Annotated in this window: 11 protein-coding genes and 1 pseudogene; 11 read left to right on the top strand and 1 reads right to left on the bottom strand. The window is 33.6% G+C overall.

The window, feature by feature from the left end:
• Positions 1 to 28: 28 nt before the first annotated feature.
• A complete protein-coding gene (locus EJN67_RS14070) occupies positions 29 to 169 on the bottom strand; it encodes a hypothetical protein (protein WP_165000842.1) in 141 nt (46 codons plus the stop codon).
• A gap of 408 nt (positions 170 to 577) precedes the next feature.
• Here EJN67_RS14070 and rplM point away from each other — a divergent pair, with 408 nt between their 5' ends.
• The 11 genes and pseudogenes from rplM to EJN67_RS14280 all read left to right on the top strand — a co-directional run bounded on the left by rplM (position 578) and on the right by EJN67_RS14280 (position 17304).
• The gene (gene rplM / locus EJN67_RS10870; RefSeq protein ID WP_129724334.1) at positions 578 to 1006 is read left to right on the top strand and encodes a 50S ribosomal protein L13; all 429 of its coding nucleotides are present in this window, start codon (positions 578 to 580) and stop codon (positions 1004 to 1006) included.
• Positions 1007 to 1028: 22 nt separating this feature from the next.
• The gene (gene rpsI, locus EJN67_RS10865; protein ID WP_129724333.1) at positions 1029 to 1421 is read left to right on the top strand and encodes a 30S ribosomal protein S9; all 393 of its coding nucleotides are present in this window, start codon (positions 1029 to 1031) and stop codon (positions 1419 to 1421) included.
• Between the two features lie 592 nt (positions 1422 to 2013).
• Positions 2014 to 2574, top strand: a pseudogene (locus tag EJN67_RS10860) (transposase); the annotation flags it as partial.
• A 422-nt stretch (positions 2575 to 2996) separates the two neighbouring features.
• Positions 2997 to 3593 (top strand): DUF1819 family protein, encoded by a 597-nt coding sequence (locus EJN67_RS10855; protein WP_129724331.1) that lies wholly within the window; start codon positions 2997 to 2999, stop codon positions 3591 to 3593.
• The gene (locus tag EJN67_RS10850; protein WP_129724330.1) at positions 3594 to 4175 is read left to right on the top strand and encodes a DUF1788 domain-containing protein; all 582 of its coding nucleotides are present in this window, start codon (positions 3594 to 3596) and stop codon (positions 4173 to 4175) included.
• Between the two features lie 16 nt (positions 4176 to 4191).
• Entirely contained in the window at positions 4192 to 7743 is a 3552-nt protein-coding gene (brxC, locus tag EJN67_RS10845; protein ID WP_129724329.1) for a BREX system P-loop protein BrxC, read from the top strand.
• Between the two features lie 17 nt (positions 7744 to 7760).
• On the top strand, positions 7761 to 11432 hold the full coding sequence (gene pglX / locus EJN67_RS10840) for a BREX-1 system adenine-specific DNA-methyltransferase PglX (RefSeq protein ID WP_129724328.1): 3672 nt from the start codon (positions 7761 to 7763) through the stop codon (positions 11430 to 11432).
• A 13-nt stretch (positions 11433 to 11445) separates the two neighbouring features.
• Complete coding sequence (gene pglZ / locus EJN67_RS10835; RefSeq protein WP_129724327.1) at positions 11446 to 14001, top strand: BREX-1 system phosphatase PglZ type A; 2556 nt, start codon at positions 11446 to 11448, stop codon at positions 13999 to 14001.
• Positions 14002 to 14025: 24 nt separating this feature from the next.
• The gene (gene brxL / locus EJN67_RS10830) at positions 14026 to 16068 is read left to right on the top strand and encodes a protease Lon-related BREX system protein BrxL (protein ID WP_129724326.1); all 2043 of its coding nucleotides are present in this window, start codon (positions 14026 to 14028) and stop codon (positions 16066 to 16068) included.
• A gap of 340 nt (positions 16069 to 16408) precedes the next feature.
• Complete coding sequence (locus EJN67_RS14285; protein WP_243641293.1) at positions 16409 to 16885, top strand: phage integrase N-terminal SAM-like domain-containing protein; 477 nt, start codon at positions 16409 to 16411, stop codon at positions 16883 to 16885.
• Positions 16807 to 17304 (top strand): tyrosine-type recombinase/integrase, encoded by a 498-nt coding sequence (locus EJN67_RS14280; RefSeq protein WP_341538807.1) that lies wholly within the window; start codon positions 16807 to 16809, stop codon positions 17302 to 17304. Before EJN67_RS14285 ends, EJN67_RS14280 begins: the two co-directional genes overlap by 79 nt.
• Positions 17305 to 17543 lie beyond the last annotated feature (239 nt).

Raw genomic sequence — 17543 nt, 5'->3', positions numbered from 1 at the left:
ATAGGGGAGATGCTGCTCCCCTATATATTTAAGCCTTTTTCTCGCTGCTAGAGCTCATTTTCTCAGATGAGCTCTTCATCTTTTCTTTTGCAGTTAGAAATGTTACTATACTGATAAGTAAGTTAAATAGTGATGTTAAAAGTTTTAAAATGGCTTCGTAAGTAGCCAATTTATCCACCTCCCTTTTATTTGTGTTTAGATAGATTGGGAGATAAATTAGAGTGGTCAATAGAGCATAAATTATTAACTATGATTTTAGAGCGGAAATAAGATTTGTAATAAATTGATGTTTTGAGTAATAAATATATATATTGTTATTATATGTATATGCATTTTTTTGTACAAGTATTCCAATTATTTTATTTAATATAGAATTTATTTATCTGTTTTGTTATATGGTCTTTAATTTTAAGTGTTACGCTTAATTTTAAATGAATCGACGTGAATAAAAGTGTGATTTGCTATTGACACACTAGGCGGCATGTATTAAAATAAAGTTTAGTGTTAAAAAAGATCCACTAGCCCCGGATCTTAACATAGATGGAATTGATACGAGTGTACATGAGGAGGGAAATCGATGAAAACCTATATGGCAAAGCCAGAAGAAATAGAGCGCAAATGGTATGTAGTAGATGCTACTGGTAAGACCCTGGGAAGATTAGCTTCTCAAGTTGCTGCCATTTTAAGAGGGAAAAATAAACCTATATATACCCCACACGTTGATACAGGTGATCATGTAATAATTATAAATGCAGAAAAAATTCGAGTTACCGGTAATAAGATGGATCAAAAGATATATTATCGCCACACAGGATATCCTGGTGGATTGAGAGAAGCATCTTATAGAGAGATGATGGAGAAGGACCCTGCTTTTGTGTTATATACAGCTGTAAAGGGTATGCTGCCTCACAATAAATTAGGCAGGGATATGATAAAGAAGTTACGTGTTTATGTAGGACCTGAGCATCCACATGAGGCTCAGATGCCAGAAACTTTAGAGCTGTAAGCTGCGAAAGGAGGAGATAGGATTGGCTAAAGTACAATATTATGGAACCGGAAGAAGAAAAAAGGCGATTGCTAGGGTAAGATTGGTGCCAGGGGATGGCAAGATTGTTGTAAACGGTAGAGATATAGATGATTATTTTGGTTTGGAAACTTTGAAGGTGCAGGTTCGCCAACCATTAGTTGCTACAGAGACTCTAGGCAAGTTTGATGTTATAGCAAACGTACGTGGCGGTGGATTTACTGGTCAGGCGGGAGCTATACGACATGGTATTGCCCGTGCCCTTCTAGTGGCAGATAATGAATTGAGACCAGTGCTTAAGAAAGCTGGTTATCTGACACGTGATCCTAGAATGAAGGAAAGAAAGAAATACGGTCTTAAAGCAGCAAGACGTGCACCTCAATTTTCAAAGAGATAAGTTTATTGTCAATCAGAAGAGCTACAGAAATGTGGCTCTTTTATTTTGTCTAAAACATACTATATTTAGTATGAAAATAGATAAAACAAACTATATATAGTATTTTTGGAAATAACATAGAGATAAAATAAAATGAACACAAAAGTATAAAGTGGCTATTTTTAGGAAAAATTGCCCGTTATGTGTAAAAATGTAATATTTTTACACATAGGTAATCTGGCGTGCGTAAATATTGATAAGAAAAGGGTATAAAACAATGTAAAAATAAGGTAATTTGCGCACGACTGTTTTGATAACATTATTTATAAAAATGGAAGTCACTAAAGTCATCTAAATCACACTACACATTAAAGGATTGAAAGACTATAAGTTTATTGGTATAATTTCGCTATTAATATTTATTATTCTAATTATTTAACATTTCAAATGCTTGTTGATTTTTAAATTAGGAATGGTTATATGAATAGAAAAACAATATAATTAGGGAGGTTCGTTGTATAATTAAATGCAACACCAAAAAATATAGAACCATAGCGAGAAAATCATGTATAATATTTTTAACCAAAAAAAATAATACAGTGAGGTGCTCGCTATGGCTAATTCTAATTGTAACACAGGTACACGCAAATTTAAACATCTAAATTTATATAGACGTAGAATAATATGTGCTTTGCTAAATAAGGAGAAAAGTATTAGATATATTGCAAGACAACTTGGTAGAGAGCCAAGCACTATTAGCAGAGAAATAAAGCGGGGAACAGCTGTCCAGTACTTGGAAACATATGAAGCTTACTTCCCAGAGACTGGACAGGCAGTTTATCAAAAGAACCGCCAGAATTGTGGTCGTAAATGTAAGTTAATACAGGCAGAAGCATTTATTAATTTTGCTGAAGAAAAGATACTATATAACTATATAGATAAGGGATTGCTTGGGGTAAAAAACATAGACTTACAGCTTAAAACCCGCTTAAAAAGTAGGAAATCACGCAAAAGGAAGAACAAACGTATATGGGGTGAAAGCATAGATCAAAGGCCAGAAGATGTTCAAAGGAGAGAAACCGTTGGTAATTGGGAGATAGATACAGTTGTTGGCAAGCGTACCAGTGAGCCGGTCATCATGACATTGATAGAAAAAAAGACTAAGATGGAACTGAATGACTCCTGAAGCCTGTTTTAATAGTGAATTATCTACTCTCAGTGTAATGTGATAATGAATATACTAGTAAGGCCTTCAGGCAAATGTGCCGAAAGGCCAACGAAATTATATCATTACCACCGTTGTCAAGGTCGGGTAGTATTTTCTTGCATACACTCGAAAATCTCCACCCTGTCCTTGACAAGAGGAAGTAAATGGATAAATATGATTTTCTCAAAAGTGTTGCATTTAATATTGAAATTTAGATAAAAAATCTAATCTCCTATTAATCGCAGGAATTCAACTTCAACAAGGGGAGAATTTAATATTAAAGAATTATTTTACAATTTAATTTTGGTTTTTCCCTGCATTTGTGACTGAATAGTGGTATAATGTTAATATATAAAAATGGCCACGAGAAAGAGGTGATGTGGTAAAATATGTTAGAATATAGGTCAACAATTAAGGCAAGATCTTATCTTTATTTAGAATTAAAAAAAGCCGCAAGCCTTTATTTACAAGGGTTATCTACAGATGACATAAGACAAAAAGCGTTAGATGAAAATATATTTTCATTAAATTCAGAGAACAGAATTAAGGAAATTGCTTCAACTATTTCGGAAAGATTAATGGTATTGGACGAAATCTTACTTGATAAATTGGTAAATGGAAATCTTGAAACAAGCAAACAGATAGTCCTATATGCTATTTTGAAAACAGACAGGCTTTTTTTTGAGTTCATGCAGGAAGTATATAGAGAGAAATACCTTATTAGAGATTATTTAATTACAGATAAGGATTTTGCTATCTTCTTTCAAAGAAAAGCAGAACAAAGCCAGAAGGTGGCAGAGTGGAAAGACTATACGTTTTATAAATTAAAACAGGTCTATAAAAGAATCTTAACTGAAGCCGGATTTGTGAAGAAAAATAAAAAAGATGTTGAAATAACCAGACCCTTAATGGAGCAAGAATTAGTAGACTATTTGAATGGAAAAGGTGATGGCATATACCTTCAGGCTATGTTAGGAGGGATATAAATGAAAATCATTTATGAACGGCTCGATGAGATTCTGCCTATTATTACAGATAAAAGGTTTAGGGAAAATAAAGGATTGGGCAATGAAATAGGTTACTATATTTTTGATTATGACCCGGAGGATGAAATCATTGTAAGAGAACATATAAGGTTTTTAAAGCAGAAAATAAATAATGAAGGCATGGATTTTTATATTAGGGAATTAGATCTCTATGAAATAATGATTGAAATATTAGAAAAAAAGGGATACTTGAAGAAAGTTTTTGATATGGAAAATATAAAAGGAACAGACGCAATCCTTAAGCCCATAAAAAATACTTTAAGACTCACCCAGAAAAATGATTTAGTTGTAGAGTATATCAGAGAAATGGTACAGGAAAATGATGTTGTTTTCTTAACAGGTATAGGTAAAATATGGCCCATTATTCGATCTCATACTGTTTTAAATGTTCTACATTCTGTAATAGATCATATACCTTTAATCATGTTTTATCCTGGGACTTATTCAGGACAAGACTTAAATCTTTTTGATGAAATTTCTGACCAAAACTATTATAGGGCTTTTAAACTAGTAGAAAGATAGGGGAGGGAATTGGACTATGAAATTAAAGAAAATGTTTTATAAGGAAATTGATAGGGATATCAAAGGTGTTATTAAGATTGGACAAGATGATGATACCAATGTTCACCAAGAGTTAGAGGAATATGTAGTTACAAGAGAATTAGGCAGACATTTTAGCACTTTTTTTGAGGCCTACAGAGAAGCGATTAATAATTATACTGACAAAATGGGAGTCTGGATATCAGGATTCTTTGGTTCTGGTAAATCCCATTTCTTAAAGATTTTATCTTATCTTCTTGAGAATAAAGAGGTAAAGGGTAAACGTGCTATATCCTATTTTGACGATAAAATAGAGGATGCTTCCGTTTTAGCAGATATCAAAGCCTCAGGGGATGTAAGTGCCGATGTTATTTTATTTAACATAGATTCAAAAGCCGATTCAGATTCTAGAACTAATAAGGAATCAATAGTTAATGTATTCAATAAAGTGTTCAATGAAATGCAAGGTTTCTGCGGATCTTTGCCATGGCTTGCAGATCTTGAAGCACAAATGGTTAAAGAAGGTTCTTATGAAGCCTTTAAGTCAAGATTTGAGGAATTATCAGGGGAATCATGGATTGAAGCAAGAGAAGATTTTTATTTTGAAGAAGATAATATAGTAAAGGCTTTAGCAGATACAACTAAAATGAGTATAGAAGCAGCCCGAAATTGGTACAACAAGGCTGAAGATAACTACTCTTTAAGTGTTGAAAAGTTCGCTAACAAAGTAAAAGAATATATTGAGTCCAAGGACAGAGAGCACCATGTCATCTTTTTGGTGGATGAGATGGGTCAATACATAGGGGATGATGTAGGTTTAATGCTTAACCTGCAGACAGTTGTTGAAGATTTAGGAACTTATTGTGGGGGTAAAGCGTGGGTTATTGTAACCTCACAGCAAGATATAGATACTGTTACGAAGGTAAGGGGTAATGACTTTTCTAAAATCCAAGGTAGATTTAATACAAGGCTTAGTTTATCCAGTGCCAACGTGGATGAAGTAATTAAAAGGAGAATCCTTTATAAAAACGAAACTGCTAAGGAGACTTTAAAACTTTACTATGCAGACAAGGAAGCAATTATAAAAAATCTTATTACCTTTTCCACTGATACGCCGGAAATGAAAATGTTTAAAACAGCAGAAGACTTTGTAGATGTATACCCTTTTATACCTTATCAATTTAGATTACTGCAGTCTGTTTTTACAGCAATTAGACAGCATGGTGCTAGTGGAAAACATCTTTCAGAGGGAGAGAGGTCTCTTTTATCTGCATTTCAAGAGGCTGCTATCAAATATATGGATAAAGAAGTGGGGGCATTAGTGCCTTTTTCCGCATTCTACGAAACTATAGAGACTTTCTTGGATCATAATATCAAGACAGTTTTTATTCATGCGGAAGATAACGATAGGCTTAATGATATGGATGTGGAAGTACTAAAGGTCCTATTCTTAATAAAATGGGTAAAAGAAATGCCTAAAAACTTGGAAAACATTGCAACATTAATGGTTTCACATATTGACGAAGATAAAATCGAATTAAAGAAAAAGATAGAAGGTTCTTTGGACAGGCTTGTCAGAGAAACACTGGTTCAGAAAAATGGTAATGAATATATTTTTCTAACTCATGAGGAACAAGATGTAAATAAAGAGATCCAAAATATTTCAGTTGATATTGGTGAGATTATATTAAAGGTTGGAGAGGAAATATTTAAAGGAATTTACAGTGAGAATAGGTATCGTTATAACACAAGATACCATTTTGATTTTAACAAAATCATAGACGATAGGTATATGTCAACCCAAAGACACGATATCGGAGTCAAAATAATTACTCCTTATTATGATACTGGTGTTGAACTAACTGACCATGAACTAAGAATGATGTCAGCCAGAGAAAACAATCTAATAATTAAACTACCTCAAGATTCTAGTTTCCTTGAAGAGATGGAGAATATATTAAAGATACAGACCTACCTTACAAGGAAAGCAGGGACTATACAATCGGAAGAAATTGAGGAAATAAAGATACGAAAATCAAGAGAAGTTGCTGAGAGAAAGGACAGGGTTGTATCCTTACTAAAGGAAGCATTGCAAGAAGCAGACTTCTACGTAAACATGCAAAAAATTGATATAAAATCAAAAAATCCTGTTGAAAGAATAAACAGTGGGTTGAAAGTACTTATTGAAAACATATATGACAAGTTAAACTATATTACTGACTTTATTGAAAGTACCAAAGAACTTCATGACCTGCTGTTTGATGAAAATACCCAGATAAATATATTTGGGGAAGAAATCCCAAACAAACTAGCCTTAGATGAGATGCTCCACTATATCGAAAGAAACACCCAACGGCATATTCCCATAACTATGAAAACTCTATTGGAACTATACGATAAACCTCCTTATGGCTGGTTACCAGATGATATCAGAGGGCTTGTGATTAGATTATTTAAAGCACAGGAAATAAAGATACAATTAGGCAGCGAATATCTTAATACTTCGGATAAAAACCTAATCCAATATATGACGAAAAAAGATTATATAGATAGATTGCTAATAAAGAAAAGAACTAAAACTCCTGAAAAGTATTTGAATAACGCCAGAATGTTAATTAGAGAAGTTTTCAATTATGCATCAGTACCAGGGGATGAAGATGGATTAATGATTCGTTTCAAGGAGTTATCTAACTATGAATTATCAAATATAAGAGAACTATTAGTCCGTTATGAAGAGAGAAACTATCCCGGCAAAGATGTGTTAGAAAGAGGCAAGAGTCTTTTCGAGGACATTTTGCAGATTAGTGATGCTACAGCCTTCTTTGAAAAACTATATGAAGTAAAAGAAGAATTAATGGACTATGAGGAAGAAGTTTTTGACGTTAAAAAATTCTTTAAAAACCAAAAAGAGCAGTTTGATAAAGCCCTTAAACAACTCAATATATATGAAAAGAACAAAACCTATGTTTTAGATCCGGAGACTATAAATATCGTTAAGGAAATAGAAACAATAGTTAAATCACCAAAACCATATAATCAGATTTCAAAACTGCCTAGCCTAATAAATGACTTTGTTGACAAATTTGTTATGTTGTTAGAAGAAGAGTGCAAACCTGTAAGGGCTGTGATAGAAAGTGATTGGAACAAGGTTAAGGATGAACTTGAATTATATGATTTTAAGGATGAATTGGCAGGTGCGTTTAACAATAAGTTTAGGGATCTTTTGGTCAGATTAGATTCATCCCACAATTTCTATGAAGCCATCGCCATGAAGGAAGAGTCAGATAGGCTGAAAATGAGATGTTTTGAGGAAATAAAAAAAACTGCCTTGGAAAAGAGCAAAGAAAGGGACATTGAAAAACAACCAGTTACCACTGAGGAAGGCAATGGAGTTTATACACCTAAAAAAACTGTCAATATAAGCATTGCAAATATATTCCATGGTGCCAAAACCATTGAAAGTGAAGAAGATATAGAAGAACTTCTTGATTATTTAAGAAAGCAATTAAAAACGGAACTAAAGGAAAATACCATATTGAAATTAATTTAAGTTGAGGAGGGGATAGAGTGGATAAAACGGCCATTAGAAACTTTGCGGTAAAAGCAAGGCGTAAACTAATAGAAGATATAACCCATAAGGCCTATGAGATAGGGATAACAAAAGATAAAATCTTAGATATCGAAACCTTTGAGGGTGGTTTTAGAGTAAAGGGTAGAGAAAACGGGAAAACCTTTAAGAAATATGAATTAAAGCAGCGTGAAAAATTAATTCAAAAAATTAAACATAGTGGTTTTGACCAAGTTATAGAAGAGGTTGCCTACACATGGTTTAACCGTTTTATTGCACTGCGATTTATGGAAGTAAACAACTATCTTCCCACAGGAGTCAGAGTATTATCTTCAATAGAAGATGGTAAAACTGAGCCAGATATTATTCAAGAAGCCCTAAACATAAATTTAGACATTGATCGTGAAATAGTGTATAGACTTCAAGACAGTAACGATACAGAGGATTTATATAGATATTTGTTAGTTAAGCAATGTAATCAATTAGGCCAAATTATGCCCTCTGTTTTTGAGGAAATCGCTGATTATACAGAATTACTCCTTCCTGACAAACTTCTTGCTGAAGGTTCTGTAATTAGAGATTTAGTGGAAGAAATAGAGGAATATGATTGGAAAATAGAACTGAATGAGGAAGAACAGAAGCGGGAACCAGAAAAGGGAGAACACGGTATAGAAATTATTGGTTGGCTATATCAGTATTATATTTCTGAAAAGAAAGATGAAGTTGTTGGTATGAATAAAAATATGATATCTAAAGAGGATATTCCTGCTGCTACCCAACTTTTTACACCTAAATGGATAGTAAAGTATATGGTAGAGAATTCTTTAGGTAGGCTATGGCTGGAATCCCATCCAAATGAAGAATTAAAGGCTCAGTGGAAATATTATTTGGAAGAAGCCCAACAAGACCCCGAAGTTCAAAAACAATTAGATGCACTCAAAGACCCCAACTTAAATCCAGAAGATATTAAAGTACTGGACCCTGCTATGGGTAGTGGCCATATTTTAGTTTACGCTTTTGATGTTCTATATGACATATACCTATCTGCAGGTTATTCGGAAAGAGAAATACCTACTTTGATATTAGAAAAAAACCTTTATGGACTTGATATAGACGATCGTGCAGGCCAATTAGCCACTTTTGCCCTTTTAATGAAGGCAAGAAGTAAGAATAGGAGGATATTTAGGAATAAACCGAAGATGAACTTGTGCTCTATTCAGGAAAGCAATGATATTCCTAAAGAGGCTATCGAATATTTAGTTAATCCAAAAGAGACTGAACTAGAAAAGCATTTTCACAGGGAAGATGTTGAATACCTAATTGAAGTCTTCCATGACGCAAAAGAATATGGCTCAATCCTGGAAGTGAAAAAAATAGATTTTGATACTATAGAAAAAAGGATTGAAGAGATAAGGAATGATGTTCCAGAGGATCTATTTGAACTGCAATATAGAGAGGTAATATTGGAAAAGATCCCACCACTGATTAAACAGGCTAAAATAATGAGCCAAAAATACGATGTGGTTTGTACTAATCCGCCGTATATGGGCAGAAAGTATATTAATACTAAGTTAAGAGAATATATAGATGATAATTTTTATAAAGTAAGAGTGGACTTGTTTTCAGTTTTTATCGAACGTAATTATAACTATGCAAAATTTAATGGTCATTTAGGTTTTATGACTCCATTTGTATGGATGTTTATTACTTCCTATGAGGAACTGAGAGAAAAAATGATAAATGAAAAATCTATAACTAGTTTAGTTCAATTAGAATACTCTGGATTTACTGAGGCTACTGTTCCTGTATGTACATTTACATTAAGAAATATTCATACAGGTGAAAGTGGTGAATATGTCAGTTTATCGGATTTTAAAGGTGCTGATAAACAACCGTTAAAAACTTTGGAGGCCGCTGCTAATAGGGAAGTAAACTATAGGTTTACAGTAAAGTCTGATAGTTTTATAAATATTCCAGGAAAACCGATTGCTTATTGGGCAAATCCTAACTTAATCGAAGCATTTGAAAAAGGCAAGCCTATGAATTCTATTGTTGAACCTAAACAAGGCTTAGCCACTGCAGATAATAACAGATTCTTAAGATTATGGCATGAAGTAAATTATAACAAGATCAACTTTCAATGTAAATCTATAGAAGACTCATTAAATTCGAAGGCAAAGTGGTTTCCTTATAACAAAGGGGGCCCTAGAAGACAATGGTATGGGAACTATGACTATGTAGTGAATTGGGAAAATGATGGATTTGAAATAAGAAACTTTAAAGATAGGTGGGGCAAACAACGTTCTGTTGTGAGGAATCCACAGTATTATTTTAGAGAGGCTATTACTTGGTCGCTTATAACAAGTGGTGGTTTTAGTATTCGCTATAGAGAAACAGGAAGTATTCATGATGTTGCAGGAATGTCCGCTTTTTCAAACAATCGTGATAAATTAATGTATATATTAGGTTTGATGAGCACAAAAATTGCCAATTATGTTTTTAAAATATTGAATCCAACTATAAATTTGCAAGTAGGTGATTTTAACAATTTCCCTGTTTTATTTATTGACAGTAAACCCATTATAGACATTGTGAAAAAAAGTATAGATATTGCAAAGAAAGACTGGGATTCTTTTGAGATTTCCTGGGGATTCCAAAAACATCCCCTATTAACCCATAAAAAAGAAGCGGATACAATAGAGGCAGCATTTACCAACTGGTCTAATTTTGCTGAAAATCAATTTAACCAACTTAAGGCTAATGAGGAGGAACTAAATCGTATTTTCATTGAAATCTATGGACTACAAGACGAACTTACTCCTGAAGTAGCAGATGAGGATATAACCATAAGCAAAGCGGATAGAGAAAGAGATATTAAATCCTTTATCTCTTATGCTGTTGGCTGTATGTTTGGACGCTACTCTTTAGATGAAGAAGGTCTAATATATGCTGGTGGAGATTTTGATGATAAGTTTAGGATACGTAATGGACAATGGGAGATTAAGACTAAAGAAGGTTGGAAAAAGTCTTCAATAAAAATAGTAGAACATAATGTTATTCCTATTGCTGATGGAGATTATTTTGAAGATGATATCCTTCAACGATTTGTAGAGTTTATAAAGGTATCTTTTGGCGAAGAAACATTGGAGGAAAATCTAGAATATATTGCTGAAACTTTAGGTAAGAAAGCCAATGAAACCTCAAGGCAGGCTATTAGAAGATACTTTCTAAAGGACTTCTATAAAGACCATGTAAGAACATATAAAAAGCGACCTATTTACTGGCTCTTTGATAGTGGAAGGCAGGATGGGTTTAAAGCCCTTATTTACATGCACCGTTATGATCCTTCTACCGTTGCAAGGGTAAGGACCGATTATTTGCATAGTTTACAGAAGAAATATGAAGCAGAAATAAACCATCTTGATATTTTAATAGATTCGGATATTTCTCAAAGGGAAAAGGCTGCTGCTAGGAAAAAGAAAGAGACAATTTTAAAGCAAATTGAGGAATGCAGGCTTTATGATGAGGCCATAGCCCATGTGGCTAATCAAAGGATTGAGATTGATTTAGATGATGGTGTTAAAGTTAATTATGCTAAATTCCAAGGGGTGGAGATACCTCAAGGGAAAGGCAGAAAGCCGCTGAAAGCAGATTTATTAGCGAAGATATAAAGTAGGTGACCATATGAATTTATTGGAAGTGAAAAAGAGGTTAGAGGAAATCTTTAATAAAGAACCTATGGATGGGAAAAAGAGAAATATTGTTTTTTGGTATGATGATGAGGGAGAATTTGCTGAAGATATTGAAGAACTTAAATTGGATAATGCCAAGATTATTAAACTTGCTGATAATAATTCCTTCCATATAAAGTATCTTCTTGAAAAAGAAGATACTGAATCTAATTATCTCCTATACTCTCCTTCATCTAAACCAATGCCACGGGATAATTGGCTGTTGGATATTCTGAAATATAGTGAGGAGTTTTCAACTGACAAGGCTACTTTAATCATGAGGGATTTCAAGGTGGGGGATCCTTCATTAAGAAATGTTTTCAAGGGATATCTAAAATTCTTTGGGAATAAAGAAAGATATAGAAAGTTTGCCTCCTACCATATAGATAAATTTACTAAGGAAAAGGTAGATATAGCAGTTCTATCTACTCTGTGCAGATTATCTGTAGCAGATTTTGAACAAGTTGTAAAAAAGATTCTGATTGAAGAATTAGAAGGAGAGAACAAATATCTAGAGGCTATTGAGAACTTTGGTAATATAGATGCCTTTTGGGATTTAGTTGAGAAAAGGTATGGCTATAGTTTCGAAGAGAGATCATTAGAAAAATTAACGATTATGCTTCTTGTTACTCATTTATCCTATACTCTCGAAGAGGATATGCCAACTACATGGGTAGAGTATGTATCTCCTAAAAGGTCAGATGCCATAGTATTTATAAGCAACTTCATGAATCATTCCGCTGATGGTAAATACTACGATTTACTGGCAGATAAAGCCCAGGAAACATTAAATGTAAAAGGTTATTTAGATAAATGGGATATAGATAAATATATTGAATGTGATACATTGAGGGCTTTTGATGAAGCAATACTGGATAGGATAATTGGGAACTTAGTAGAAGGTGTCGGAGAATTCGATAGATACCGTAAATTAATCAATAAAAGAAGGACAAGCCATTGGTTTGAAACCTATAGAAATGAATATGAAGCCTTATACTTTGCTAATGAACTCCTTGAAATGGAAAAGAGAATTGGTGGAGTTATTAAGGCTGAAACTGCCCATGATTTGATTACTGCTTATACTAAAGAATATTATTTAATGGACTATTTCTACAGGAAGTTTTATCTTCATTACGATAAAGTTTATGACAAAGATCCTTTTGAAAAACTTGCAGATAGAATTGAAAACACCTATACCCATTGGTATCTGAATGAACTCTCAATAAAATGGTCCGCAGCGGTTCAGGAGGAAATGTTAGAAGAATACTCTTTGGTAGGTATTAAACAACAAAGGGATTTTTACAAAGACATTGTTTCTCCATTTACAAGGAATAACGAAAGAGTATTTGTAATCATTTCCGATGCTTTAAGATATGAAGCAGCAAAAGAACTCCTTAATCTAATTAATAAAGATGTGAGGGGTATGGCAGAGATTGGTTTTATGCAAGGAGTTATCCCTTCAACTACAAAATATGGTATGGCAAGTTTACTACCAAGAAAGGAATTGGTAGTAAATGATAAATCGGATATTAGTATTGACAGTATCAGTACCCAGGGAACAGCAAATAGAGGAAAAATAATCGCCAATTATAGTGATAATACTCAGGCAATATCATTTAGTGACATGGTAGATATGCGTAGGGCAGATTACAAGGAAGCCTTTGAAGGGAAAAAACTAATTTATATATACCATGACACAATAGATGCCGTTGGGGAAGTGCCTCAGACGGAAAGAGAGGTTTTTGATGCCGTAGAAAAGGCTTTTGAAGATTTAGTATCGCTAATCAAAAACCTAATAAATCATGTAAGTGCTACAAACATAATAATTACTGCAGATCATGGTTTCATATACAGGCGTTCCCAATTAACAGAAGTAGACAAGATTAGCAGATTTAATGCTGAGACCATAGATGCCGGCAGGAGATATATGCTTGCAGAAATTGATGAAGATATTTCAGATACATTACCTATTTCTATGAAATATCTTTTTGGACAGGAGACAAAATTAAAAGCCATTGTTCCAAAAGGTATGATTAGATACAAGGTTCAAGGGGCAGGAGCCAATTATGTCCATGGTGGAGCATCTTTGCAGGAGATAATTGTTCCTGTAATAAGATTTAAGAATATCCGTAAAGATGAGTATAAAGCTACTAAGGTCGAAGTGAAGTTAACCAATATTTCAAGGAAGATTACAAATAGAATCACCTATTTGGAGTTTTTCCAAACAGAAGTGGTAGACGAAAAGAAAGTGCCATTAAAACTAAAACTTTATTTTGTAGATAAAGAAGGTAACCGTATCTCTAATGAAAACATTATAATTGCTGATAGTAGGTCGAAAAACCCTGAAAACCGCACTTATAGAGAGAAGTTTACATTAAGGGATATGGCTTATGACAAGAACAAGGAATATTATTTAATTTTAGAAGATGAAGATGAAACAGTAGAAAAAATATATGAGCGAATACCTTTTACGATAGATTTGCTATTTACAGATGACTTTGGTTTATAAAATTGCAAAGGTGGTGAAAAGGCAGTGGACAGGGAGAATAGAGATTTAAATAAAAAATTGAATCAATACTTTCCGGGCAGGGTTGTCCGTAAGGATCTAACTCAAAAAATAAAAGAAGGGGCAAATGTCCCCATATATGTCCTTGAATATTTACTTGGCATGTATTGTGCTACTGATGATGAAGATTCCATAAATGAAGGAGTTAATAGAGTAAAAGCAATACTTGCAGAAAATTATGTTAGGCCAGATGAAGCGGAAAAGATTAAATCCAAAATTCGAGAATTAGGTCAGTATACAGTCATTGATAAGTTGACCGTAAGGCTCAATGAAAAGAGAGACGTTTATGAGGCAGAGTTTTCTAATTTAGGGTTAAAGGGCGTAGAAGTAGAAGCGAATTATGTGAAAGAATTTGAGAAACTTCTTGCTGGCGGTATATGGTGCATTCTTAAAATTCAATACTATTATGACGAAGAGTTAAGGAATGCAAATCCATTTATTATAAATAGTTTGAAACCCATTCAAATTCCAAACTTGGATATGGATGAGATATTGAGTGGAAGAAAATATTTTACCAAGGATGAATGGATTGATATCCTTTTAAGATCCGTGGGCATGGAACCTACTCAATTAGAGGAAAAAGTTAAGTGGCACCTTCTTGCCCGAATGATTCCTCTTGTTGAGAACAACTATAATCTCTGTGAATTGGGGCCAAGAGGGACAGGTAAATCTCATATATATAAGGAAATATCCTCCAACTCTATTTTAATATCAGGGGGACAAACTACTGTAGCCAATTTATTTTACAATATGAGCACCAGAAAAATCGGATTAGTCGGCTTATGGGATGTAGTAGCCTTTGATGAAGTGGCTGGAATTACCTTTAAAGATAAAGATGGTATTCAGATTATGAAGGATTATATGGCTTCAGGCTCATTTGCCAGAGGAAAAGAATTAAAAAATGCTTCTGCTTCTATGGTTTTTGTTGGTAACATCAATCAATCTGTGGACGTTCTTTTAAAAACATCCCATTTATTTGAACCATTTCCAGAGGCAATGGCATACGACTCTGCTTTTTTTGATAGAATGCACTATTATATTCCAGGTTGGGAAATACCTAAATATAGGCCAGAGTTTTTTACTAATGAATATGGCTTTATTACTGACTATATTGCAGAGTTTTTTAGGGAAATGAGAAAAAGATCCTATGGCGATAGTATAGATAAATACTTTAGACTTGGTAACAATCTTAACCAAAGAGATGTTATAGCGGTAAGGAAGACTGTATCGGGATTGGTCAAACTAATTTATCCTCATGGGGAGTTTAATAAAGAAGATTTAGAAGAAATCCTAAGGTATGCCTTAGTTGGAAGAAGACGAGTAAAAGAACAATTAAAGAAAATTGGCGGTATGGAATTTTATGATGTTCATTTTTCCTACATAGATAATGAAACTTTTGAGGAAGAATTCGTATCGGTTCCGGAACAAGGTGGCGACAAACTGATACCTGAAGGAAAGGGAAGACCAGGGCATGTATATACAGTTGCCCATGGTGATTCAGGGATGATCGGAGTATATAAAATAGAAACAGAGGTTGTCTCTGGAACAGGAAAATTTGAAAGGACAGGATTGGGGACTAGCAGGGAAGCAAAAGAGAATTTAAATACAGCCTTTAACTATTTTAAAGCAAACAAAAAGAATATTAGTGGAACAATTTCCTTAAGCAATAATGATTTTTTGATGCATGTTCAAGATTTGCAGGGAATTGGTATGACTTCTCAATTGACTTTAGCAGCCTTTATTGCCCTTTGTTCTGGAGCATTAAAAAAACCTGTATTAAGTCAGTTGGTGGTATTAGGGTCAATGAGTATAGGGGGAACCATTAATAAAGTGGAGGAACTGGCATCCACCCTGCAAGTTTGCTTTGATGCAGGGGCGAAAAAGGTACTCCTACCTATGGCTTCCGCTGCAGACATTAACACAGTTCCTCCAGAGTTATTTTCTAAATTTCAGATATCCTTTTACCAAAGCCCTGAAGATGCAGTATACAAAGCATTGGGCGTTGAGTAACATATATAAATGGAGTTGAATATAGTTTATGCAATGTTAAAGTCAAAGGCGAAATTGCCCTTGGCTTTTTATTTTTGCTGGAGATGTAAAATAAAAGGATGAAAAACATTATAGTTCTATGTAATAAATAGATATCAACAAGCCTAGAAGTTATAAGAAAGTGTTTGTAATACTCAATCTATAAAGAGATTCGGTTAAAATTTTTTTCAACATAATATAAATTATGCTGCCGAAGGTCCTGACTTTTACTGCTAAAAGCGGTAACATCAATATATAAATTCAACATAATTTACGGGAACTTAGAAATATGATTGGCAACATAATTTATGGAGGTGAAATTTTGTTAGAGGAATTTAGAGAGTATTTAGCGTTGAAAGGAAAGAGCAAAAATACTATCAATAGTTATTATTTGCACATAAAAGGTTACTACAAATGGTTTTGGGAGTCATTTGGCAGAGAATGTTCGGTGCTATACCGTGAAAACATCTTAGATTATATAAGTTATCTTCGTAATATAAAGAAAGATAATGGGAGAACAATAAATTGTAAGATTAGTGCATTAATAAAGTATAATGAATTTTTGGTTGCGAATGGAATACAACAGGACCAAGTAGTTTCAAAAAATGATAATATTAAGATCCAGCAGAAATACGCTAATCCTTCCGATCTTACTAAGCAAGAAGTTGATGCTTTTAGACAGCAACAGGACTCCCTCTTTTATTCAGCCATTGCCTTAGATTGCAAGAAGTTGATGCTTTTAGACAGCAACTATTACAAGATGGACATCGAGATATTTATTGCTTGGCGACATTGTTAGCGTATGCAGGTTTGCGAATTAGTGAAGCACTTAATATTCAATTAACAGATTTCAATTTAACAGTTGGAGAGTTAAAGGTTAGGGGTAAAGGAGATAAAGACAGAGTTGTTTATCTAAATGATAAGATTATTAATAGTATAAGAGAGTATCTAAGAGTGAGAGAAAGTGATAGTCCATATTTATTTGCGAATAGTAATGGTAAGGTAATTCATAGGTCAACAGTTAATAAGATTTTCAATAAGTATAGCGACAAGGTCACTCCTCATGTATTAAGACATTATTTCTGCACAATTGCTTTGGAGGGCGGGCTATCAGTTCATGAGGTTGCCTATTTAGCAGGGCATAGTAATATTCACACTACGCTTCTATATTTGAATCCGAGTAGAGAGACAATTAGGATAAAAATTAATAACCTGTAACTAAAGGTTATGAAAAGGTTTATAGTCCTTTTTTAACTAGATTCCAATAACTATATTTTGTACAAAGTTGGATATCCAGTTGCTATATTGTACATAAAGTCGTAAAAAATCTGTTAGTGTAAAGTTACCGTAGGGAATTAGAGTAATAAATTACCATAAGAATTGAAAAGAAGATGACATCCTGTTAATATATTATTCACTATAATAAACAACTAACGAAAGGATGACATCTTCTATGT

The sequence above is a fragment of the Xylanivirga thermophila genome, from assembly GCF_004138105.1.
Classification (GTDB): Bacteria; Bacillota; Clostridia; order Caldicoprobacterales; family Xylanivirgaceae; genus Xylanivirga; species Xylanivirga thermophila.
Note: the sequence above shows the minus strand (reverse complement) of the source record. Positions and strands in the feature narration are given on the sequence as shown.

Excerpts from the sequence above, each read along its gene's own strand:
- rplM (WP_129724334.1), top strand. The coding sequence starts at position 578 with ATGAAAACCTATATGGCAAAGCCAGAAGAAATAGAGCGCAAATGGTAT.
- EJN67_RS10855 (WP_129724331.1), top strand. The coding sequence starts at position 2,997 with ATGTTAGAATATAGGTCAACAATTAAGGCAAGATCTTATCTTTATTTA.
- EJN67_RS10850 (WP_129724330.1), top strand. The coding sequence starts at position 3,594 with ATGAAAATCATTTATGAACGGCTCGATGAGATTCTGCCTATTATTACA.
- brxC (WP_129724329.1), top strand. The coding sequence starts at position 4,192 with ATGAAATTAAAGAAAATGTTTTATAAGGAAATTGATAGGGATATCAAA.
- pglZ (WP_129724327.1), top strand. The coding sequence starts at position 11,446 with ATGAATTTATTGGAAGTGAAAAAGAGGTTAGAGGAAATCTTTAATAAA.